The 22,591-nt window shown below is 67.4% G+C and carries 22 protein-coding genes; 5 read left to right on the top strand and 17 right to left on the bottom strand.

Annotated elements, in window-relative coordinates:
• Positions 1–97 precede the first annotated feature (97 nt).
• From IEY61_RS29905 to IEY61_RS29950, 11 genes are all read right to left on the bottom strand, one after another.
• Positions 98–1,021 (bottom strand): caspase family protein, encoded by a 924-nt coding sequence (locus IEY61_RS29905; protein ID WP_189050477.1) that lies wholly within the window; start codon positions 1,019–1,021, stop codon positions 98–100.
• Entirely contained in the window at positions 1,008–1,385 is a 378-nt protein-coding gene (locus tag IEY61_RS32245) for an effector-associated constant component EACC1 (RefSeq protein ID WP_373293244.1), read from the bottom strand. The genes IEY61_RS29905 and IEY61_RS32245 overlap by 14 nt, the downstream gene beginning before the upstream one ends.
• A 319-nt stretch (positions 1,386–1,704) precedes the next feature.
• The gene (gene cas6 / locus IEY61_RS29910; RefSeq protein WP_189050479.1) at positions 1,705–2,403 is read right to left on the bottom strand and encodes a CRISPR system precrRNA processing endoribonuclease RAMP protein Cas6; all 699 of its coding nucleotides are present in this window, start codon (positions 2,401–2,403) and stop codon (positions 1,705–1,707) included.
• Between the two features lie 14 nt (positions 2,404–2,417).
• A complete protein-coding gene (gene cmr1 / locus IEY61_RS29915; RefSeq protein ID WP_189050481.1) occupies positions 2,418–3,740 on the bottom strand; it encodes a type III-B CRISPR module RAMP protein Cmr1 in 1,323 nt (440 codons plus the stop codon).
• A 40-nt stretch (positions 3,741–3,780) separates the two neighbouring features.
• Complete coding sequence (locus tag IEY61_RS29920) at positions 3,781–5,214, bottom strand: hypothetical protein (protein WP_189050483.1); 1,434 nt, start codon at positions 5,212–5,214, stop codon at positions 3,781–3,783.
• A 116-nt stretch (positions 5,215–5,330) separates the two neighbouring features.
• Positions 5,331–6,254: a hypothetical protein gene (locus IEY61_RS29925; protein WP_189050485.1), complete on the bottom strand. Its 924-nt coding sequence runs from the start codon at positions 6,252–6,254 to the stop codon at positions 5,331–5,333.
• Entirely contained in the window at positions 6,251–7,156 is a 906-nt protein-coding gene (gene cmr6 / locus IEY61_RS29930) for a type III-B CRISPR module RAMP protein Cmr6 (protein ID WP_189050487.1), read from the bottom strand. Before cmr6 ends, IEY61_RS29925 begins: the two co-directional genes overlap by 4 nt.
• Positions 7,153–7,617: a type III-B CRISPR module-associated protein Cmr5 gene (gene cmr5 / locus IEY61_RS29935; protein ID WP_229706584.1), complete on the bottom strand. Its 465-nt coding sequence runs from the start codon at positions 7,615–7,617 to the stop codon at positions 7,153–7,155. Before cmr5 ends, cmr6 begins: the two co-directional genes overlap by 4 nt.
• Positions 7,614–8,579, bottom strand: coding sequence for a type III-B CRISPR module RAMP protein Cmr4 (gene cmr4, locus IEY61_RS29940; protein WP_229706586.1), 966 nt, complete (start codon positions 8,577–8,579; stop codon positions 7,614–7,616). Before cmr4 ends, cmr5 begins: the two co-directional genes overlap by 4 nt.
• Before the next feature lie 5 nt (positions 8,580–8,584).
• Complete coding sequence (locus IEY61_RS29945; RefSeq protein ID WP_189050491.1) at positions 8,585–9,661, bottom strand: type III-B CRISPR module-associated Cmr3 family protein; 1,077 nt, start codon at positions 9,659–9,661, stop codon at positions 8,585–8,587.
• Between the two features lie 5 nt (positions 9,662–9,666).
• Complete coding sequence (locus tag IEY61_RS29950) at positions 9,667–11,478, bottom strand: Cas10/Cmr2 second palm domain-containing protein (protein WP_229706587.1); 1,812 nt, start codon at positions 11,476–11,478, stop codon at positions 9,667–9,669.
• Between the two features lie 955 nt (positions 11,479–12,433).
• Here IEY61_RS29950 and IEY61_RS29955 point away from each other — a divergent pair.
• Genes IEY61_RS29955 through IEY61_RS29965 form a run of 3 tightly spaced genes read left to right on the top strand, consistent with a single transcriptional unit; the run spans position 12,434 to position 14,598 of the window.
• Complete coding sequence (locus IEY61_RS29955; RefSeq protein WP_189050494.1) at positions 12,434–12,982, top strand: hypothetical protein; 549 nt, start codon at positions 12,434–12,436, stop codon at positions 12,980–12,982.
• 9 nt (positions 12,983–12,991) lie between these two features.
• Positions 12,992–13,297, top strand: coding sequence for a hypothetical protein (locus tag IEY61_RS29960; RefSeq protein WP_189050495.1), 306 nt, complete (start codon positions 12,992–12,994; stop codon positions 13,295–13,297).
• Entirely contained in the window at positions 13,294–14,598 is a 1,305-nt protein-coding gene (locus IEY61_RS29965) for a WXG100 family type VII secretion target (RefSeq protein ID WP_189050497.1), read from the top strand. The genes IEY61_RS29960 and IEY61_RS29965 overlap by 4 nt, the downstream gene beginning before the upstream one ends.
• A 17-nt stretch (positions 14,599–14,615) precedes the next feature.
• Here the strand turns inward: IEY61_RS29965 and IEY61_RS29970 are convergent, their stop codons facing one another.
• The 6 genes from IEY61_RS29970 to IEY61_RS29995 all read right to left on the bottom strand — a co-directional run bounded on the left by IEY61_RS29970 (position 14,616) and on the right by IEY61_RS29995 (position 19,348).
• Positions 14,616–15,479 carry a CU044_5270 family protein gene (locus IEY61_RS29970; RefSeq protein WP_189050499.1) on the bottom strand — a complete coding sequence of 288 codons (864 nt, stop codon included), beginning with the start codon at positions 15,477–15,479 and terminating at the stop codon, positions 14,616–14,618.
• Positions 15,480–15,559: 80 nt separating this feature from the next.
• Positions 15,560–16,126, bottom strand: coding sequence for a GNAT family N-acetyltransferase (locus IEY61_RS29975; RefSeq protein WP_189050502.1), 567 nt, complete (start codon positions 16,124–16,126; stop codon positions 15,560–15,562).
• Between the two features lie 50 nt (positions 16,127–16,176).
• Positions 16,177–16,833, bottom strand: a complete 657-nt coding sequence (locus IEY61_RS29980; protein WP_189050504.1) for a GNAT family N-acetyltransferase — start codon at positions 16,831–16,833, stop codon at positions 16,177–16,179.
• A gap of 13 nt (positions 16,834–16,846) precedes the next feature.
• Positions 16,847–18,340 carry an APC family permease gene (locus IEY61_RS29985; RefSeq protein WP_189050506.1) on the bottom strand — a complete coding sequence of 498 codons (1,494 nt, stop codon included), beginning with the start codon at positions 18,338–18,340 and terminating at the stop codon, positions 16,847–16,849.
• A 40-nt stretch (positions 18,341–18,380) separates the two neighbouring features.
• The gene (locus tag IEY61_RS29990) at positions 18,381–19,118 is read right to left on the bottom strand and encodes a GOLPH3/VPS74 family protein (RefSeq protein ID WP_229706585.1); all 738 of its coding nucleotides are present in this window, start codon (positions 19,116–19,118) and stop codon (positions 18,381–18,383) included.
• Positions 19,115–19,348: a hypothetical protein gene (locus tag IEY61_RS29995; protein WP_189050510.1), complete on the bottom strand. Its 234-nt coding sequence runs from the start codon at positions 19,346–19,348 to the stop codon at positions 19,115–19,117. Before IEY61_RS29995 ends, IEY61_RS29990 begins: the two co-directional genes overlap by 4 nt.
• Positions 19,349–20,003: 655 nt before the next feature.
• Here IEY61_RS29995 and IEY61_RS30000 point away from each other — a divergent pair.
• Together IEY61_RS30000 and IEY61_RS30005 are read left to right on the top strand one after the other, a co-directional pair.
• On the top strand, positions 20,004–21,371 hold the full coding sequence (locus IEY61_RS30000; protein WP_189050512.1) for a helix-turn-helix transcriptional regulator: 1,368 nt from the start codon (positions 20,004–20,006) through the stop codon (positions 21,369–21,371).
• 15 nt (positions 21,372–21,386) lie between these two features.
• Positions 21,387–22,325 (top strand): aminoglycoside phosphotransferase family protein, encoded by a 939-nt coding sequence (locus IEY61_RS30005; RefSeq protein WP_189050514.1) that lies wholly within the window; start codon positions 21,387–21,389, stop codon positions 22,323–22,325.
• Positions 22,326–22,591 lie beyond the last annotated feature (266 nt).

Raw genomic sequence — 22,591 nt, forward strand, 5'->3', positions numbered from 1 at the left:
GGCCACGACACGCACTGGCTCAACTGGCGACGCCGCCACCAGGCCCGCGCCCGCTGGTTCCACCAACGCACACGGCTGAACCGCGACTACGCCCTGGTCAGCTAGCAATTGGCGGCTGCCGTACTAGTTGCTTAGCCGCGCGGAGCGCCTCGATCTCACGAACGAGCGCTGCTGGAGGCAGGTGCATGGTTGTGGCGTGACCATCGGGAATTGGCGGTCGCGAAACGGTTGAGGTCCGGCTCGACTCCTTTCTCACTGAGCGGCCCCAGCGATTACGGGCGATTGCGATGTCCTTGCCATCGTTGCGAGCCCGCTGCTGTGGCACCGGATATCGCTTTGCCTCAAGCTCAGATCGGATGTGCCAGTACAACGTCTCCATGCCAAGCACGCCTGGCCCGTCCGCCAATCCTTCGGTGAGCGTGTCGATCAGCGCCCCGCTGAACGCCGTGTACCGTTCGCCTGGGGGTGCGAGAGCGATTTTTGTCTCGGCCGACGCCGTCATCAGGTAGGTGCCATCAATCCGAGCCTGGTCCGCCACATCCACCGGAGCGCCCATTCCGCCCAACATCGCCCGACCGCTGTAGCAGCAGTCCAAGATCATGATCTTTGCTCGGCACCGGCGTGCAGTCGACACCATCTCTCGACGTACATCGTCGTACCGCACCGCTCGGTGAAGGCGTCTGTCGTCCGAGTCGCGTAACGCGAGATAGAGATCCGAGCGGTCGTCCAGCAAGCCATGGCCGGCGAAGTACACAACTAGTGCCTCGGACGCTTCCGTTGCCGCAAGATGAACCGCTTCCAGGACGTCGTCCACAACGTACGGGTTTGACAGCACTGTGCAGTGTTCGTCGGCGAGTCCCCACAGCTCCGGATCCTTGAGCAAGGTAAGAAGACTACTCAGGTTGTTGTCAACTGCGGGAAGTGGGTCCAGGTGACGGTAATCCGATACCCCGATCAGAACGGCTCGAGATCCACTGGGGTCAGAAAGCTCAAGACGCGCTGACGCATCAAACCCGGTCATTGCTAGTCCCTTGGTCGATGTCGTGACTCTCGTATGGTTTTGAGAGCAAGTCGGAAAGCTTCTGAATATCAGCGGGCGATCCGCTGCGTACAGTCACTTCTAAGCCGTCATCGCGAGTGAACGTGACTGAGAGATGCTGCCGCCGCGAGTTTCGCCATGAGGCGTACGCGATGGCGAGGCTGGCTAACCCGACAGCATTCGAGATGACTACGTCGATAACCTCAAGCCCGCCCATTTGGCCCGGCTGACCAGATGGGCGGATTGAAACCTCGGCTGACCGTACCACATCGTCGTCGTCGAGTAGCCAATGCCCGAGTCGCCGCAGCTCATCACCCGAATCGTCCGCAGTGATCATAATTAGCATCGAGTCCGCCCTTCATGGCGGCTGGTAAGCGCGCCGGGGTTACAAGTGCCGTTTTCTTATGCCCGCTGGGATGGGCTGTGGATGGCGATGACAAGGTCATTGTAATCGGGCACTCTATGGGTGCTGCGTTTCTATGCCCGCTGGGTGGGCTGTGGATGGCGACTTCCGCGCGGGCGCCAGCGTCACCACCATGCAGGACGAGCTCCGGGACGGGGTTTCTATGCCCGCTGGGGTGGGCTGTGGATGGCGACCCCGGTTTCGGCTGTTTCCTGACAAGGGCGGGGTGGGTGATACCGGGGATTCTAGCGGCCATCACTGATTATGGTGGCAAGACGTCGACCGCGCCGAGACCGTGGGTCGTGCCGTGTCCGAGGCCGGCAATCACCGCGAAGCCGTTGAGGATGGCGAAGAGCCGGGAAGCGCTCGGCGTGGCGGTGCGGGGTAATCCGAGCGCGATGGTGCCGATGAAGCCGGCGCTGGTGGTGCCGTGCCATCGGTATTTTTCGGTGTGGATGTCGTGGGCGTAGAGCAGCGCGCTGCGGCTGAGGTCGCGTACGTCGTCGTCGGCTGCCTGGCCGCCGGCGGACCGGAAGCGTCGGGCGAGCGTCGAGTAGATCAGGTAGGGGTCGGGTAGCGGGTAGTCGCGCCCGTGTTGGCGAAACTTCGCCGGCGTGACGACCGCCAGCCGCACCCGTCGCCCTTGGGCGGTGTCGGCGAGGCGGTCCAGTGGGATGCGCCGCATCTGTGCTCCGGTCACCTCGCACCAGTGGGCGCCGAAGCGCAGCCGCTCGGGGAGCGCGGCGACCGGCGGCGAGGTGTCGGGCAACCAGTTGAGCACCACGCCGACGCACTTGTCGGGTGGGCCGAGCAGCCGGGCGGTGAAGGGTTTGTCGTCGGCGTGATGGGCCTCGCTGGCGTCTTCGAAGATTTGACAGGCGAGCGCGTGCAGATGGTCGTGGTACGGCTGCACGCCGAGGTCGATCGGTGTCGCGAGGTCGAGCATCCACTGCGTTGGCATGCTGTGTCTGCCCGTCACGGTGTTGTTGAGCGGACGAAGGTTCCGTCGTCGCGGCTCAACGTTGTTATCCAGTCCGCGCTGAGTCTCTCGACGTCGGTCGAGTCGACGCGAAGCGATTGCTTCCGTTGGCCGCGTAGGACGACTTCGACCTCGTCGGGCAGGAAACGGCCGAGGAACGCGAAGGAGAGCAGCCGCCACCGAGCGTTGCTGTCCCGCAAGGGCCGCAGCCACAGCGGAGACGCCCGCCGCAGCGGTGATCTGTCGCCCCCAGCCGTAGCGGTGCCGATCGGATACGCGGTCTTACCTTCCTTGAAGACGATCGGGAGTCCTAGTGCGCCCAAGGCGAACTCGTGGTCGTCGCCGTTGATGGTGCGCAACCACTCCCGGGTCTTGATCTTCGGGGTGTACCGTGCGCCGGGCGCCGACTCGGTGGCGCGGAACCAGCGGAACTGCTCGCCGGCGTATGCGAGAACTGCCGACCAGTCGGGGAAGCTGCGGCCGCTGAGCTCGGCGATGAAGACCTTTGGGCCGCCGAACACCGGATAAGTGGGCAGGTCGCGCCAGCCATCGAAAGCTGTCGGCTGATTTTTCACGTCTCGGCGGGCCAGGGCGACGGTCCGCTCCAGAGGGTTGGCGCATCTCGCGAGTTCCGGGGACCAGCCATGTTCGTCCAGTTGCAGCCCTTCACTGGGCACGACGGCCGCAGAGCACAGCATTTCCGGCGTCCACGGCGCGGGCAGGTCACCTTCTACAGCGGCGATGTGCAGGCCGCCGAAGCCTCGGCGGGTGCGGGCGCCGAGCCCGCCGTACCGGCATAGCGACCAGAGTGCCGCCACGGCCAGCGCGGCGGCGTCTTTGTCCTGCCCGAAGCGGAGCTGCAGGTTGAAGGTGGGACCACCGGGCTCGACGAAGCGGCGGGTGAGACGGCATCCGCGGTTGTCGTCGGCCGGCCTGGACAGTCCTTGGCCGGCGAGGTAGCCGATCCATCGAGCTTCTTCTCGTCGACACCAGTCCGGCTGGCCGAATCTGGCCTCAGGTGGATTCGGCAGCCGTAGGGCAACCGAGGACGCTCGCGTGGTGCTGCCGAAGACCCGGCTTTCCAGAGCGGCGAGTAGGTCGATGCGGCTACCTATCTGCGCGCCGGCTATTGCTCGAAGCCAGTAGCGCATCGCTCCCCGCAGAGAGGAAGCACGTATCCCCGCTTCGGACTCAACGGCATGCTCTGGGAGCCTTCGGTCGGCTTCGAGCCTCTCGACTTCGGTGTCGGACAGGGGCGGCTGATGGCCGCCATTGAACAGCGGCGTAGTGACCTGCATGCTCAGCGTCGTCCAAGCCATTTGTGCCTCTCGTCGTCGTACCGATCGGGTCGGTTGACCATCATCTGCGCCAGCGCAGGTGGGCCAGGGGAGCGGTGATGGGGCGGTCGTCCCAGAGGATCTGGGCGAAGACTCCGACGGCCAGACACCAGGCGGTGCCGAGGCCGAGGGTGGCCAGGCCGATGCTGGTCGGCCAGGTGTGCCACGATGCGCGCAGGTCGCGACCGTTCTCCACAAGCGCGGGTGCGACGGCGACCAGGCCGATGACCGCTACGAGGAACGCATGAGCGGCGCCGACTGTGGCTATTGTCAAAGCTCGGCCGATCGACGTGACGGCGGCGACGCCGTGGTTGCGTGCTTCCACGACGAGGTAGCCGATGCTCGCTCCGGTCAGAGCGGCTGGTGCCCACCAGGTGCCGGCTGGGTTCTGCCACCAGTCGAAGTGCAGGGTGAGTAGCGCGAACAGGCCGACCGTGCCTGCGGCGGGCAGACGCAGCAGCCAGGCGGTGGCCCAGATTCGGCCGAACACGACGACGAGGACACCGAGCAACATGTAGCTGCCCGCAGCCGTAATCGCCGCCGCGTGGAATTGTCCGCAGCCGGCCAGCGCCAGTGCCCCCGCCGCCCCGAGCAGCGGTAGCACGCCGGCCCACCGCCGCGACCAGCGAGCAGCCGTGGCGACCGCAGGCCAGCGCAGTGCCGTGCCGCCGGCAGGGTAAGCGGCGGCGCGGACCACCCGCCCCAGCCGCATTCGAGGCAGCAGATGCCGATCGAGTACATCATCGAGCAGCGCCCGGTCGTCGGCGGAAAGCGGTCTGCTCGCGTCGTTGATTACACCCCAGTCAGTTACCAGTGGCGGGCCTGGCACAGTACGTCGCCGCCGTGCCGTCGGCCGTCCTCGGTCCAGATAGCGGAAGGCCAGCGCGTCGATCTCGCTTTCAATCTCGGCTGGCGAGGCGGCGGCGAGCAGCGGATGAGACTGGTACGCGTCGAGGCAGCGGTGCCACTCCCAGCGGGCCTGCCGGCAGCGTAGCTCCAACAGGTTGGCCGCGTCGATGCCGAAGACCATGCCCAGGTCGAGGGCGGGATCACCCGACCCGTCTCGCCACAGGCTACGGCTGTCTCCTGGCCCGCCACGGAATGCCTCGCTGAGTGCGAGGAAGCGCAGCCGCGATGCCACCGGACGGAGCAACTCGGCGTCCTCGGGTGTGGTGTCGGCGATGGCCAGCCACGTCGCCTCGCCGATCCAGCACGTCCACATCCACGTCTGCGCCGACGATGCGGATGGCTCATCCAGCAGGGCGGCGATCCGTTCGGGCAGCAGTCCCGGGGCGAGCAGGACGGCCAACAGGGCAGGTCGGTTCCGGCTGAGCCGATCCGCCGTGTTCCTGATTGCTGCGGTCACTTCCCGCGGTGCCAGTGCGATGCCGCGCGGCAGGTGACCGTCGAGGTGGAAAAGATCGCTCCAGAGAGCGGGGTCGGCTAGGGCTGTCATGTCCTGCGACTCCCAATGCCGTGGACGCCAACGGCTGATCGCTGGTCCGAGTCCAGCACCGAGGCGCTCCACCAGCCCGGACACCCCGCTCGGCGGTTCGACTGTCGTCACCTTCGCTAGCCTCTGCCAATTGGCTCGGCCGGGATGCCCATCAAAGTGCGTAGTCCAACCCCGAACGGAGTGAGTTGTGCGCGGCGAGTGGAGTCGTCGGCATCGTATGCATAACCGTCCATCGACCGTGGGTTCGGTAGCCCTCTGAGTGAGCCGTCTGGCGCGAAGCCGGCCAACTCCTTCTGTACCGCGCAGCGGTTGAGTCTGCGTAACGGCAACCGGATGACCTGTTCGCTGGTGTCGTGCAGCACGTACGCCTGAACAGCGGACACCTGTGATGGTGGAAAGGACCGCAGCCCTTCGGCCAGCCCGATCAGGTAGGGGATGGCTGCTTTGAAGCCACCGGAGAGATGGAAGTGAAAGCTCTCGGATGGTCCAGCCTCGCTGGGTAGTAGCGCCCGTCCCATCGTCCCTAGCCCAGCCATCGCCTTGGCGAACCCGGACTCGCTGCTCGCGTCCAGGTATGGCACACGAACGAGCGTCACTCCGGGAGCTGGCTTGAACCACTCAGGGTCGTCGACATAGCGGATTTTTTCGGTTGCGCCGCCGGCCAGGCCGACCGCGGTCCACAACCCCGAGCGGAGGCCTGCGATGGTGTCGGTAGCGAGGAGCACCACCATCTCGTCGTCGGTGACACTGCGTCGTCCGGTGACACGGTGGAAGGTCTCCATCTCGGCGCAGACTCTGACCGGCCAACGATCTGCCTCGACCGCCCTGATCAAGTCGGCTTCCTTCGTTGGAAGGCGACCTCCCGAGCCGAACCAGATGGCCAACCGGTCGCTCATGGCGGCCGTACTGGTTCCGACCTCGGAGAGCAGCTCCTGTGGCTTGTATCTGCTGATGGTCGGGTGTAGGCCGCCGAAGAGATCACGTCGCTTGGCGAACGCATCCAGCAGGCTGCGCCCGACGGAGATGAGATGCACGGTCACGGCTGGCCCCCCATCGCGGTGAGATACCCGTAACCAGCCGAGGTCTTGGCCCCGACACCCAATTCGTCCACTGCGGTGAGGCACCACTGCATGGCGTCGGACACGTCATTCTTCGGACCGACGAGGTCGATCGCGAAGGTGCCACCGTCTACCACCAGGAACTCGCTGGGGATGGGCTGATGGTGTTCGCCCGGTGCCTGTCCCCGACCGTAGTACGGCTGCTGATGAGGGGTCACGACGTCACGGGTGACGCTGACTGGACCGCCGACGGGCAGCGCGTCGAAGAACATCACGCTGCCTTGGGTGGCATCCCCACCGCCAGCTGACCAACTCGATTCGTCATTGTCCGTGGCGATCCGGACCCGCGGCAGCCCGAAGATCCTGCCGAAACGTTCCGGGTCGTCCTGATCGATGTCACATCCGCGGGCCCAAGCGCAGGTCAGACCCTTGAGGGTCGAGCCGGGAATGACCGGCCAGCCGTAGGTGCCATGCAGGGACAGACCAATCTCATACGGGTTGAGACGGTTCCCCACACCGACCGCCATCCGCCACTGCGGGGTGACCTTTCGTCGCTGCCTTGTCAGCGTGCCCTTACCCTGGTTGACCAGGGCATCCAGCGCCTGGTCGCGCCGCTTGGCGGCCACCGCGAGCAGATTGGGTTCCTGACCGAGACCGAAATCGGCAGCCCACCGCAGCACCGCCGCCTCGGTTTTGGTGTCGAATTCGCCCTTGCCGCTGACGAACGCTGCTCGGTGCAGAACAACCAGGGGATTGGCACCGGCGCTGAGCGCACCGCCGTAGCCGCGGATCAGCATGTCCCCGGTCCACAGGACGTTGCCGATCGGCCCGGCCGCGGCTCGGCGTGGCCACTTCTTCCGTGCGGTGGTGTCCGCCCGGGTCACGACCGGCCTCCATCGTCGCCCGCACTGTCCGTCGCGCCACCACTCGCAGTGCTCTGCGTGTTGCCGCCTGCGGCGATGTAGCGTGCTTCGGCGAGCCGGCTCAGCCAGGTGGCGAGCGCTTGCACCTCGGCTGAGGCCCGGGCGTAGACGGATGTGTCCAGGCCTGCAAGGGCGTGCAGCAACTTCTCGTTGGTGTCGGCCTCGGCCGCGTCCACGAGCCCGCTGCGTGTAGTTAGGTGCTTTCGGATCCCGTCGGCGACACTCTGATAGGCGCGGCCCAGCTCGTTGTCTTTGCTCTTGCCGAGCAGGTACGCGTAGGTGGCTGCCAGCCCGGACATCCGTATCTGCACTGGCAGCTGCTTGTAGCGGGTACGCAGCTCATTGCCGATTGTTGGCTGCAGCATGGCCGCTGCTGCGGCGGCCATCTGCTGGTCGACCCGGCGGACCTGGCTGCCGCTCACTGATCGACCTCCGCCGTGTCGTCGGCGGTCTCCGGGGCGGCGACAGCCTGCACATCCTCGGCTCGTAGCAGCCGCGCCCAGACCAGGCCCTTGCCGATCGTCTCGTCGCCCCCGATTTGGATCAGTTTGTCGTGCAGCAGGTCGCGGAGAAGCTCGACCGCGTCTTCGGTTGTCAGGCTGCCCTTCGGTGGCATCGGGCGCAGCGTCAACGAGGCGGCGAGGATCGTTTCGGTGGGCAGGTACTCGCTGTGAAAGGGCCCGTTCTGCACGGTCTTGCCGGCCGTAAGCTGCACCCGGGCGACGAACTCGGTGCATTCGGTGAGCAGCATCGGCATGACGTCCGACCCGACAGCGAGCAGGTCTTCGCGCAGCTTGTCCCCGAGCGACGCTAACGGCCTGCTGTTGTCGGTGTCGCCGAGGACATCGGTGGCGAGCTGCGCGGCCCACTGTCGCAGCTGTTGGTTTGGTGTGCTGCCCAGCTCGACCAAGCAGGGGCCGAGCACTTGGTTTCCTGCGCGGCCGTTACCGGTCCAGGTGCCTGAGGCGGCGGCCCCGGCCTCAGGGGACAGCCGGGGCGGCTGCGGTAGCCCGGCCACATCGAGTCGCGCGTACTTGCGGGCCAGCCGGTAGAGCGCCAACTCAGAAGTCACCCAGGCGAAGGTTCGTTGCAGAGTGGGCACCGGCATCGCCACCACCTGGGCATCGCCGACCGTCAACAGGCCGGCGCTCAGCTCGATCTCGGTGTCGTCGCCGGGCCCGCGTACGGGGGCGCCGAAGGCCGGCACTACGAGTTCGTCAAGCCCAGCGTCCAACGCTGCCTGCCGCAAGGCGCCCTTGAGACTCTGCCCCCAAATCACCGGATACCGGGTGGTGGCCTCTCGTTGCACCGGCAGATCCAGCACCCCGAGGCTGTCTGATGCCCCGGCGTGTACGGGCGACTCGGCGTACAGGTAGAGCAACATCTCCTTCACGACCACACTCCTGTCAGGATCACTCCGAAACCTGCCGTCCGTAGCCTGTCTTTGGCGGGCCGGCCGTACGCGGTGCCGTGTACCCCCGCACAATCACCGTCGCCGAGTGCCCAAGCTGCCGCCGCGTCGGCACTGTCGAACTGCAACAGGTAGACCGAGCCCGCCGGGACCGCCCAGTACAACGCGCGGGTGGCGCGTACCCCGCCTTCAGAGCGCGGGGAGGCGGTCGCTATCGGCTCCGGTGGGCCGACGGCGGCGGTGACCAGCCGGGCGCCGGGCGGCTCTTCGATGCGCCAGCCGCCAGACCAGATTGCCGGGGTGGCTACGTAGACCAGGACTCGACCGTCGGGGAACTCGCGCGGCGCATCCGGCCAGGCGACACCCTCCACCTCGGCTACGTCTGCGAGGCGACCCCGCCCACCAAGCGCCACCGGCCCATTCGCCGCGCGCTGCCAGTTCTGCGGCAGTACGCATTCGGCGAGCAACGCGACCCCGTCTACCGGCCGCAGGAACGTGGCCTGGTAGAGCAGCCCGTCCTGCGCGACCCGCTGTGGGGTGCGACCGAGGCCGACCCGTGGCTCGCGCACCAGCGGGCCGGGATCGATGTCCGGATCGTCACGCACGAACCCCAGACCGAGATCATCGACGGACCGGTAAGGGGCGTCTGAGTGGATGAGCTCGCCGCGCAGGTATTTCCCGAGCGAGTCTCCGGTCAACCACCCCTCCAAAGGATCACCCTCACCGGCCATCAGGTGTCGGAGATCGTCACCAAGGTCCGTGATCGCAGCCGATTCGGTCGGGCGTAACCGGGTCACCATGCTTTGATCGTCAGCGGAACGGACCAGGTCGGCCGGCGTTGGGAAGTACGACGTCCACCAACCGCCGTGCCATTGGGCGAGTACGGGACCGCGGATCTCGTTGGGCTCCTCGCCGTACGCGCTGAAGACTGCGCCCCCGACGGTGCTCGGCCGAGGGTGAGTCGGCTCGGCGGCCGTGTCCACGCCGGCGTCGAACTGTCGGCCATCGCGGACCAGTAACGCGTCGCGCGGGGTGAGCGCCAACCATCGCCGCATAGCGGTCACCCTTTCGTCTCGTTCGAATAGGGCGGTAGCGGTCGACATTCCTGGCGCAGGAATACCGCTACCCGCGCGGCCCGCTCAGGCGTGCGCCGTCGGTCACCGCTTGGCGGACGGCCGGCCCGCTCCAGATAGCCAAGGCAGGCCAGGGCCTTCCCGTCCGCCGGAACACCACCGTGCCGCTTGACCAGCCGAGCCAACTCCGCCTCGTAAAGTTCCTGCGGCAGATGCTGGTCGGTGAACTCATCGGCGTCGCGCGTCAGTTCGTTGAGCAACCGGGGGGAGAGGTGCTGTCCCGCCGTCTCAACGGTGAAGACCGCGAGCAGGTCCGCCGCGGTGCCGTCAGGCGGAAGGGCGGTGGCCACTTCCGGCGCCGGCTTCCAGGGCTGGATAGTGCTCTCCCGGGTGCCACTGCGACGGAGGAAACCGACCGCCAGGGCATGCTTGTCCGGGTGGCTGTCCTTCGCGTCGTGCAGCAGCCGGGCTACCTCCGTCACGGCGCGGCGCAGGGAGGAGCCGTTGTGAAAGAAAAGGACCGCCGTGCTAGCAGTGGGCAGCGCATCAAGTGGCACCAACCGGTGGCACTCACGAGCGGCGGCGAGCGCGGTGGCGGCGGGTGTGAAGGCCAGCAGGTCGTCGCCGCCGGTGTAGACGGGTACGCCGAAAAGTCGGCGGTTGCCCAGCGCCGCCCGCTGGGTGTCGGCCAGCCTCGATAGCCGTGCCGAGATCTGACGGTGCATCACCGCGCTCATCGACGCCGTATCGCTGAGGAACCGGCCCATACCGTCGAGGTCTTGAGCAATAACCGCCAGGTAGGCCGGTGGCTCGAGGCCACTGGGCCGTGCCGGGTCGAGCGCACGGGCCAGCGAACTGGCAGCGCGACGGCCGACACCGGCAAGACGGCCGAAGTCCCGCTTGTCACGGTCACCCCGGCCATATTCACGGCGCAGCCGACGGGAATCCCACGCATTCGGATAGACCCAGGGCCCGGCGGACTCGGCGAGCCACCGCGCCAACCCCGCGTGCTCCGCGTTGGGCGAGACGTCCAGCCCATGCACCCGGGACTCCCGTACCCGGGTCAGCGCCTGGACGGCGTCACGCAGGGCGGCGGCGGCCCGTCGGATGTCGTCGTCGCCGAGCCGGTCCATGACCATTCGACGGTAGGGAGCGGAGGCGATGGAACTGGTGGACGGAAACCCGGCGCGGCCCTCGGACTCTCGCCCCCACAGACGTTTGACCCAGTTGGCAGCACTAAGCGTGTCGGTTTCGTGCGAGGGCGCACCGGCCGGCCGGTCGTCCTCTGCAGGCCAGCGTGGACTCTGGGCACAAAGCCTCGACCCAGGCCACACGCACTGCCCGTCGCCAGGGAAGTCGCGTACCCGCTTGCGCGCGGCGATTGTCTCGGTGGCCAGGCTCCACTGCGCGGCGTAGCCGCCCTTGTCGGCCGGCACCGAAACCCACTGCACACTTGGCATGCCGGGAGTGGCCACATCCCTGCCGATGGTGTCCCGGACCCATCTGGCCCATCGCTCGCGTACGGCTGTGGCGGCCTCCGCCGCGACCCGTGCGCCGCTGCCTGCCGGCACCAGCGCCGCCACCCGATTGGGTACGGCCACCGTGCTGTCGTAGGCGTCCCCTGTAGACAACATGGAATCTGTTGCAGCTGGGAAGATGACTGTGCCGTCGGGGGTTGTCGCGAAGACCTCGGCGGCGATGGATGCTAGCCGCCCGATGATCTCGCTCGCGGCGTGAAGGTCGGCGGTAGTGCGGGACTCAGAGATGAACAACTGGACTCCGGATAGCGCGACGATCACCAAATCTCGACCGTCGGCGTCGGCCGTGGCGGTGACGTCTGGGGCAGACACTCTCACTCCCTTCGCCGAACGTGTCCGGGCTTCAGTCGGAGCAGACGTGTTCAGCTGTTCGCGATCACCTGAGGCGGAGGATGGATCATGCAGGCGCAATCGCGATAAGCGTTAGCGTTTTGTCGTCTAGTCGACAAAACGGTTGTAACCGAGAGGAATCGCCAGCGCTCGTCGGCTTCGCCGGGTACGCGGGCGATGTCCATAAGCGACAGCTCTTAAGCGTTAGCCTCCGCGATCACCGCACGTAAGCGCATCGCCACCGAGGGGGGATTTGGATGGAGATCGAGTCGCTTTCGCGCGCCCAAAAGAGCGAAGGTTGACCGAGAAAGGGGTTGGCCTACGCGGTTAGCTTGTCGTAATCGGACGACCTCACAGATGCGGACTGCTGGCCGCTGTGGGCTGCGCTCTGAACCTGCTGGTCGAGCCCGAATGCACCCGTTGACCATCACCTCGGTTGCTGCGAGATGCCGAAAATGCCGATGCTTCGCGATGGCCCGGAGAGGTCGGGAGTCCCCGAGCTGAGGGGACGGCGGGAGAGTGACGGGCGTTGGTATGGTCGCCGTCATGAGCAGCGTGCAACCGTTCGGAAACCCTCGGTTCCGTTCGGGTGTCGAAGTGGCAGGGACTGCGGGAAGCAGTTCGGGCCGGTGACCGCCGGTTCCCAGGGCCCAAACGTCGAGGCAGGTGCGGACGTGTACTCGCCGGATCGTACGGTCCGGATCATCGCCTCCGTCGAGGGGCAGGTGGATGTGCGGGTGCAGGGCCTGCGTCGCCATACCGAGGACTCGCTGGCCCTGCAGGTACGGGCGGCTGCCAGGCTGGCGCTGGCCCACCTTCAGCAGCCCATCCGGGATGCTCGGCCTGGTGATGACCGGTCACGCCCTGGGTGGGGGTAAGTGACCGGATGGACAAGAGACGACTGGTAGCGGTGACAGCGGTCGTTGGTCTGGGTGTGCTCGGACTGTGGCAGTGGGCACCGTGGAGCAAGGACGCAGCGGTGCCGTCCTGCCAGGAGGTTGCTGCGGCGCTGCCAAGCGCGGTGCCGGGCTCATGGACGGTGACTCGTGCCGAGCCGGATCGGAACGGGATCGGTTCCCTGCGTTGTGAGTTGGACCTTGCGTCGGCCGACCAGTCGTACACGGGCGAAGTCAGGGTGAGCCTGAACGAGAGTGACAACGCCGCGATGCTGCGGAAGTGGGTCACGGATAGCCCTTGCTACGGCGGAACGGTCCCCTATCCGGGTGCCGGGCGGTACCAGGCGGCGCGGTCCTGCTCGGAGACGATCAACGACAAGGTCCTCGCCAGCGTCTACGTGGCGTCGGAGAAGCGTTATGCCCACGTCGTGGCGTCGTTGACCGGCGCCGGCCTGCCCGACGAGCAGCTCGCCTCCTACACCAACACCGCCGTGCAGCGGATCGCCGACCTGACGATGACCCTCACGGCCACCGATTAGGGGCATGTGGTGAACAGTCTGACGCAGTACTTCGCCGACGTGGCCCGTATCCGGGCCGTCGGTGTCTCCACCCATCAGTGGGTGGAAGTCGTCCGTCACCACGACGGGGACCTTGACGTGCGAATCCGCCCGGGTCTGCTGCGCCGGTGCACCGAGGACGAGGTGGCCGCTGAGATCCGCACCGCGCTGGTGGCCGCGGTCGCCGACCATCGGCGGCAGTACCGGCAACTGCGCATCGACTACTTCGGCTCGCCGCTCGGTGTGGAGGAGTTCACTGCGCCCGAATCGCCGGCCGGCGAGGAGCAGCCGCGGTGAGCACCGACCTGTCCACCCTGACCGTGGAGACGCGGGTCCTGGTGGCCTTCGGTGTGGAGCGCTACGAGGATGCGACCACCTACAGCGCCGTGCGCCGCTACCTCGCCGACATCGGATCCATTCCACGCGCGGCGTGGGGCACCCTCGAGGGCATCTCCGACAAGCTTGGCAAGGACTGGGCTACGGCACTGAGCAACCGGATCTCCGAGGCCAACAGCGCGCGCGACGAGATGGAACGGATGGCCGACGGGCTGCTCCAGATCGCTGCGGACTACGAAGGCACCGACCTGCACGTCGCGACCACCTTCGACGTGGTGAATCGGGACCTGCTGCCCTACCTGCCCCTCGGCGACGGCTACGGAAACTCGGTCCGCGTGCGTGCCGGCGGCGCCGGGATCCTCGCACCACCGCACTACCGGCCGCAGCCGGGCGACGCGCCCGTGTTGGTCATTCCCGACGACAACGACCGGCTCGCTGCCACCCGCAACGAGGCGCTGCCCCACACTCGGGTCGTCGAAGAGCCGCTGCGGATCTACAGCAACCTTGCCGCCCGCGGTGGTCGCACCACCTACTACGAGAACGGTGGCGGCGACCAGCTCGACACGTTCATCAACGAACACCGCAGCACGCTGCTGCAACTCGAAGGTCTCCTGATTCAGCTGGGTACGGGGGAACGGCTCCCGCTGACCGATCTGATGATCCACGCCTGGCGGTCCGCACCCCCGGTCATCCGTAACCGTGCCGACCTGATCCACTCCGTCGCCAACACCTACAGCGAACTACGCGCCGAGATGGCCGGCGAGGTGGCCAACCTCAAGCTCTACTGGGAAGGCACCGCGTCTCAAGCCTTCACCCAGTACGCCGACCGCGCAACGACCTACCTCACCCAGCTCGAAGCCCAGGCTCGCTGGCTGGCCGACGAAGGCAAGCGGGCCGCCACCATGCTCGAAGGTCTCCGCAACGCCTACGCGAGCCTCGGTTATGAGCACATCAGCACCCTGATCACTGCCCTCAACACCTACCTCGACGCCGTCAACAGTCCGTTTTCCTCCTGCACCAATCCGGAGCAGGCATTCATCAGCACCGTGAGGGTCTTCACCGACTACCTCCTCGACGCCGAACAACGACACGTCGACGCCATGGCGGACCTCATCAAAGTCGACGAGCAGGAACGCAAGGAACGCCCCGACCTCGGCACCCGCGGCCACGACACGACCCCGTTCCCGCACACCGAGGTTGGTGCCGGCGCCTGGACCGACCGCAGCACCTGGACCCCACGACCGGACCGACCCGCCGTCTGACCGGCCAGCAGTAGCCCTCACCACGGCGCTCCCACTTCGGCGGTGTGACCGCGATCGAGGATGAGGACGTACGAAAACAGGCCAGGCCTGGGCCCGGCCACCAGCTCTTCGTGCGCGGCCAGCAGCTCACCCGTGCTCGGGTCGATGATCAGCGTCGTGGTTGATCCGTCGGCGGCCACCCGGAAGCCGAGTCCAGCCCGCCCGGCGACGTCGACGCTGTCCCCGAGGTATTCGATCCCCGGAATCCTGGCGAGGACGCGCAGGGCCGCCGCTCGCTGTTGCTGGTCGAGGTATTGGCTGGCAGCCAGGCTGACGACACCTCCGGCGAGCAGTCTCGGGTACGCGGGCTCGCCAGCCAGCTCGGGTGGCGCCAGTCGTGCGGCCAGTGTGATCGGGTCCGTCGGGATCGCTCCCGACAGGTACGGGTGCAGGTCGCCGGCCAGGTGCTGAGTCGATGTTGGTGGAGCCTGGTGAAACAGGCTCTGTTCGCCGGATGTGGGCTGATGCTTCACGCCTGGCACGTCGGGTGCACGGCGGACGATCTCCTGGCCTGAGCCGTCGTCGTGTCGCCAGAGCTGCAGGTCGGCGCGGATAATCGTGGTGCTGGCGCGGGCCCACGTTTGGGTGTGCAGATAGGTGTAGGGCAGGTCGGTGGTGCGATCGCCGGGGGCCAGGGCGAGGGTGTCGGCGATGCTGGCGAGGCGTTCCTGCGGGGTGGGGCCGGGCGTGGTGGCCGTCGTACCGAGCGTGACGGCGGGCTGCCGCCCAGGTGGCTGCGGGGGTGGGGGTGTGGGATTGGTGGAGACGGCTTGGCAACCGGCGAGTAAGACGGTGCCGAGGGCAGCGGCCAGGCGGCGGGTCGAGGCGGTCAGTTTGATCATGAGTGTGGCAGCTTCCTTGCTGTCGTCGGCATGGCTCGGCTACTGCAGTGCCTGCTATCGGAACCGGATGTCGGTGATGTTCAGCCGGCCACCGTGGGCGGGACCGGGCAGCCGGCGCGACGCAGTGGCCACAGGGGCGGGCCATCAAGTGGGTGCAGCGGGAGGGTCGCCCGGTAACCCTGCCCGGTCAGGTAATCCCGCGTCGTGGTGGTCGTGACGACGGTGTCGACCGGGTAGCCGATCTGGTCGATGTGCTGGTGATGGTGAGCGAGTAGCGCCCGGCCGATGCCGTGGCCGCGGGCATCCGGGGTCACGTACAGCCAGGCGAGCCAATGGTGCGGTGCGTCGGACCGGTACCTGCGGACCAGGGTGTGTAGTCGCTGATACCGCGGCACCGCCATGCCGGTGAACGTGCCGAGGTAGTGGCCCGCCAGCGGGGCCGCTTCCGGCGCCGGATGGTGGTGCCATACGGCGACGGCGGTCATGTCGAGCGTGACGTCGACGGTTCCGAACTCGACGGCGTGGTCAATCTCCATCGCCAACAGTCTGTGCAAGGCGTCATGCCGCTCGGCTGGGTCGGGTACCAGCCATGCGGCGACCGGGTCCGCTGCGGCGGCGCGGACGAGCATCGCGGCGATGGTGGCCACGTCGCTGGACCGTGCTGGTCGGACGGGCGGCGTCGGCGCGGCTGGGGTGGTCACAGGGACCGCCGGCGCGGTCTGGTGGGCGGGAACGGGGAACGAGTGGTGGCGTTCGGAGCGCCGCGCCACATGCGCCAGACCGTGGGTCCCTGTGTCGGTAGCACCATTGGGGGGCCGGCGGTGTAGCCGAGGCGAAGGTAGAGCTGCCGGCTCCGCATGTCGGTGGCTTCCAGGTACGCCGGCAGGCCGATCTGGTCGAGGCGACGGTGGTAGTGGTTGAGCATGGCGGTGCCGATGCCGCGACTCTGCCGTTGTGGGTCGACCGCGACGTAGGCGAGGTAGTGGTGTGGCTCGTCGGGGTGGAAGGTGTCGAACATTTCTTCGAGCAGCACGATCTTCGGCGCGTGGGCACCGGCGATCGTTTCGAGCGTTTCCAGGCGCTGGTGTGGCTTGGTGGGGGTGGGTTCGAGGTGGGGGTGCCAGATCGTGACGGCGGACTGGTCGCTGGTGGTGTAGACCTCGCCGTGCTTCAGGCCGTGCAGGAACGCGTCGCGGAAGTACCGGTAGTAGACGGCGCGTCGCTGCTCGGGGTCGGGGATGAGCCAGTCGGCGACGGGTCCGTCGTGGAAGGCTTCGGCGAGTACGGCGATCAGCCGGTCGGCATCCGCTTCGGTTGCGGGGCGGACGGCGAGGTCGTTGCTGGCGATAGCCATGGAGTCTCCTTGGTCAGGCGGGTTGGCGGATGAGGTCTGGGTGGCGCAGGGTGCCGGTGTCGCTGTCGGCGCCGAGGCCGATGGCGGCGTACACGTGCGGGTTGGTGGCGCGCAGGGTCAGCGCCCAGGCGATGCCGAGCAGCGCGGCGACGGCGTAGGCGGCCGGAAATGCCCACCGCAGTGGCGAATCGGGTTTCACGCCGAGGAGGGTGGCGAACTCGCGCAGGGTGACGGTGAGGATCCCGCCGAGGGCGATCGTGGCGGCTGCGGGTGCGACCGCCGATCGCCACGCTCCTTCGGTGTGGGTGGTGCGGGCGAAGAAGCCGATGACGGCGGCGGAGGTCAGAGTCATGAGGATGAGCACGCCGAGGCCGCCGGTGACGGTGATCCAGAAGAACAGATGCACGATCGGATCGGCCCCGGCGAGGGCATAGCCGACGAGCACGGCGAACGCGAGACCGCTCTGTACGAGGGACCCGATCTTGGGTGCGCCGGTACGGCGGCTGGTGCGGCCGAAGAGGGCGGGTAGTACTCGTTCCCGGCCGAGGGCGAACAGGTACCGCGCCACCGTGTGGTGGAAGCTGAGCAGGGCCGCGAACAGCGACGTGATGAACAGGATTCGCGCGACGGTGATGACACTCTGGCTCAGGTACGGGGACACCAGGTTGAAGAGGAGGTCGGTGCCGTCGGTGCGGGCGGCGTCGACGATGCGGTCCGGGCCGGTGGCCACGGACATCGCCCACGCCGACAGCCCGTACAGCAAACCGGTGACCGCGACCGCGATGTAGGTGGCGCGGGCGACCGTCCGCCGGGGATCCTTGGTCTCCTCGCTGAACACGACGGTGCCTTCGAAGCCGACGAAGCCGGTGATCGCGGTGACCAGGGCCGCGCCGATGCCGGCGGCGAACACATGCGTCGGGGCGAGGGTGTCGAAGCTGACCTGACCGTCGGCAGGGTGGGTGATCATGATGGCGTCGAAGGTCAACGCGGCGACGCACTCGGCGAGGAGCACGACAGCCAGGACCCGGCCGTTGAGGTCGATGCGGGCGACGCCGAGGATCGTGACGACCGCCCATACGGCGAGGGCGCAGATCCACCAGGTGAGCTGCCAGCCGTAGCGGTCGTTGAGGAACGCGGCGGTGACCGCGCCGGCTCCGCCGTACAGGCCGATCTGCATTGCGTTGTAGGCGAGCAGCGCGACCATGGCGGCACCGACGCCGGCGGGGCGGCCGAGACCCCGGGTGACGTAGGTGTAGAACGCGCCAGCGTTGACGATTCGCCGGGACATGGCCACGTAGCCGACCGCGAACAGGGCGAGCACCGCGGCGACGAGCAGATAGGCGACGGGGATACCGGTGACGCCCGTGACCGCGTATCCGGTCGTCGCACCACCGGCGATAACCGTGAGCGGCGCGGCGGCGGCGATGACGAAGAACACCACCGACGGGATACCGAGCCGCCCTCGGGCGAGGACCGCAGAGACAGTGTCGGGTTTCGAGTGAGACATGCGTTCTCTCTCAGCGGAGGGGGCATGGATGGGGTCGAACTCAGCCGGTGCGGTGGCTCAGGACACTGGCACCGACGACGGCTCCGAGGTCGGCGAATAGGTCGCGTAGCGGCAGCGGTGCCAGTTCGACCTGATGGCGCAGGAATGCGCGGGTCGCGGGAGGCGTGCCGTCGAGCAGGATCGGATCGAGCTGGGTGTGTACCGCCAGACCCGCGAGGGCCACGTCGAAGGCGCTGAGCGGCTGATAGTTGCGTAGCTGGTGAGACAGCCGGGCCCAGGACCAGGCGGCGGTGTTCATGTCCGCGGGGACGTAGACGGTGCGTTGGCGCCACCATCGGCCGGTCTGCTGCGGCTGGAGGTACCCGAGCTGCCACATCCGGGTCGCCACCTGTTCGTAAGCGGTTTCGGCGAGGAATGCCAGCCACGTTCGGGTCGCGGTGTGGCGCGGCTCGGCCACCAGCCGATCGAGGACGAGGTGTTGCAGCCAGTCCTTCGGCGGGGCGGCGTTGGTCACCCGCACGTACCGGCTCTCGAAGGTGATCCGGCGCTCCCAGCCCAACTCGGCGAGCAGCGCGGCGGCCAGGCCGTACGCCGCCGCGGATTCGAAGAGCCGAAGGCGACCGCTTCGGTCGTCGTGGGCCAGGTAGAAGAACTCGTCGGCGAGACGCACGGTGTGCTGCGTGGAAGCGCTGCCGACGGCGCGCACCGGCCTGCTCGGCGCTTCCCGTTCCGTGTAATGCCGCGGCGGTGACGTGTGTTCGTGGGGTGTGGTGCTCACCGCGGCTGGCCTTCCTCGGTCGATGGGGCAGGGGGAGTGGAGAGTCCGAGCTGCTGGAGGAGTTGACGGCCGCCGGGGTGGCGTGCCAACTCCTCGATCGCCCATGCGTGTTGCCCGCACCCGCCGTCGAGGCAGTGGAAGCAGGTGCCGCCGTGGCGGTGCTGGAGCACGGTGTTGCGTGCCGACGTGAAACGATCGACGGGGCGGTCACTGTCATCGGTGCCGGTCATGCGGGGCAGGCACGGTGTCGGAGCACGGTGACGCTGACCCGCAGCAGAGTGCCCGGGGCGATGTCGGGGAGAGGTCGAGGGCTTTGGTTCATGGCCGAGTCCTTCCTCGCCCCGAATGCCGGCGCCGGCCGGTGGCGGGGGAGGGCCGGTCGAGCTTCGCTCGGACCATGTCGCTGCATCCGGTGCGTGCGGATTCACCGCAGTGGGTGGAGAGCGTCCCCCGCCGCTGGCAGCCGATGCCGAAGGGCTTGAACGGCTGCTCGACATTGCTGGGGACAAACCACTTGATGCGCATCGCGATCACCTTCCTGAGTGGCTTGAGATGCGCGGCCGGGCCCTCCCCGGCACCGACCGCGCACCCCATCGATTGGATGCAGTGGCCTGGTGTCGGGTCACCGGGCACTGCGTCCGGCTTGTTCGTGGCTCCGAATCCCCGGCCTGTGCCGGCTCGGAGCCAACGCGGAAGCACCTTGACGATGGCAATCGAGGCCGGTCGCATGGAACCCGTGCGGCAGGTGAGGCCGTCCGGAGCAGTTCGGCTTGCGGGCGACGACTAGCGCGACTAGTCGCCTTGACTGGTGCGGGGCGAGGAAGGCCGGCTCGGCGATAACTGCGGGTTATGCTGCTCTCACTTCTCTCCGTCGATGGGGCCGTCGTGAACGTGGACCGCTTATCGCAGATGACGCATCCTGATCAATCTTGGTGGGATGAGCCAGCGATGCGGAGTGCGCTGGCACGCCGGGACGTCGGCCAGATCTTCATGCTCTTGAACCGACGACACGGCATGACGCAGCGTCGTATCGCCGAACTTGCTGGATTCGCTGCATCTGAGGTGTACGAGATCACGCGTGGCCGGCAGGTCATGGCGTACGACGTCCTTGTGCGCATCGCGGAGGGGTTGGGTATTCCGCGCGCTCTGATGGGTCTCGGGTACGGGGAGGGGGCGGCTCAAGAACGTCATGTCGAGCCGTTGCCCTTGGATGGGCCTGAGGAGCAGAAGCAGTTCGTCGCTGCGTTGGCGGGTTTCGCGGTTGGCGGTTCACCGGACGTCGACGCTTGGCTTCCTCGACTCGGAGAGCGGCCCGCGTCAGTCCCGGAGGTCGTGAACCCGGAGGCCATCGCCACCGTACGGGAGATCACTCAACGCCATCGAGAGCTGGATGCGACGTACGGCGGCGGGTCGTGCCGCGATTCGGCGTTGGGCTACCTGGCGTGGGCGCGCTGTCTGACCCGCAGCCGCTGCCGGACTCCCGACCTGGCGGCGGCGTTGTGTGCAGAACTGGCGGACCTGCACAACCTTGTCGGGTGGATGTCCCACGACCTGGGTGAACACCTGGAGGCGCGTCGCCACCTCGCGCAAGGTCTCGTCTACGCCCAGAAAGCCGGTGACTCAACGCTGATGGCGGACGCCTACTACCGGCTCGGCCGCGTCAGTATTCACCAGGGCAACCCCGCAGAGGCGCTGCACCTGTTTCAGCTCGGCCAGATCGTCGCCACGAACTCGAACTGCCTGACGTCGGTGGCGATCCTGCACGCGAACATCGCCTGGGCCCACGCCCGAATGGGCAATGCGCCAGCGATGCGTGACTCGCTCGCGCGTGCTCACCACGAAATCGGCCGAGCCGACACGACAGATGCGCCCCAGTGGACGCGGTTCTTCTGCGAGCCGGGCGACCTGGAGGGCATGTCAGGAGTCGTCCACTCCGCCCTGGCCCGCCATTCGCAATACCGTGAGCAACACGCCGCCCTCGCGTTGGGCCATGCCAGCCGCGCCTTGAAACGGCGAACCGAGACATCGCGTAGCGGCGCCCTCGATCACGTGACGATGGCGCTGGGGTATGCACTCCTCGGCGAGCAAGACAAGGTCGTACCCCACGCCCAAGCAGTCCTGGATGCCGCGCGTCAAGTGCGGTCCCGCCGGCTGCTCGACCGGCTCAGCGACGTCGCGGACGTCATCGAACCGCCTCGTGACAAACAGTTGGCCGAGCTGGTCACGACTATCCGGGCACGGGTGGCCGCGTGACCTAACCTGGCGGATATGTCGACCACCCTGACCGCTGAGGCTGCCGACGAGATCCAGCGGGGACTCGACGCCGTCCGCCAGCAGGCCGGACTCGCCTCAGGCGAGGCGCACCTCATGCGATACACGATCAACGCCGTCTACCGGATCGGCGATAAGGTACTGCGGCTCTCGCACGGCGAGGTGGCGCGAGAACGGGCTCAGCGCGTCGTTCGTGCGATGGCGCTGCTCAGGCAGCACGAGGTGCCGGCGGTCGAACTGGACACCAGCGTCGAGCAGCCTGTGATGGTCGACGAATGGGTGGCCACGATCTGGCACTACCTCCCTCACCCGGCAGGCCGCCCCGATCCCGTGGAACTGGCGGCGCCGCTGGTACGGCTGCACGCCATCGCCGAGACACCGTCGTTCCTGCCACACTGGTCGCCCGTCACCACGGCTCGACGGCGGCTGGCCAAACTCGCCACCCTCCCTGCTGACGAGCTCCTGTTCACGCAACAGTGGGCGTCCCGCGAAGTCGACCTGTCCCTCGATGACCTCGTAGCGCGGCTTCGCGAGCGCTGTGACGACCTGGAGCCCCGGGTTGCGGCGGCCAGCTGGCAACTGCCGACCGGTGTCGTGCACGGCGATGCTCACGCCGGCAACGTCCTCGCGGGCCGGTTGTGTGACTTCGATTCGCTGTCGATCGGGCCACGGGAGTGGGATCTGGTTCCCCTGGTGCACAGCGCTACCCGCTTCGGTGACCCCACTGAGCCGTACGAGAGGTTCGCCGAAGCCTACGGCTTCGACCTTGCGGCGTCACCGTCCTGGCCGATCCTCAGGGAGGTGCGGGAACTGCAGCTCGTGACCAGCGTGCTGGACAAGCTTCCCGGTAGACCCGAAGTCGCGCAGACGCTGGGCCATCGCCTACGTACGTACCTGGCCGGCGACACGTCGGCAATATGGCAGCGCTACCGATAGGAAACCTGTGTGCTGCCGTCTGCCCAGGATCAGAACTGCATGCGGGGTACGGCTTGGTCGGAGTGGCCGCCGGGCACCACAGGTCGACGGCAGGAGTGAGGCGAGCTCCTTCGTACGTTCCGTGATCTTGGTGGTTGCAGCGACACGCCGGGGTAGATTGCACTACCGGAGGTTCGCTGCAAATTGAGTACGCGACTGGCCAGTCAGAGGGCCCGTGACCAGGGACTTAAGGCTGGGGTCCTCATCGCCCCTACCAGGGATCGCAA

It is taken from the genome of Micromonospora sonchi, from assembly GCF_014646235.1.
Classification (GTDB): domain Bacteria; phylum Actinomycetota; class Actinomycetes; order Mycobacteriales; family Micromonosporaceae; genus Micromonospora; species Micromonospora sonchi.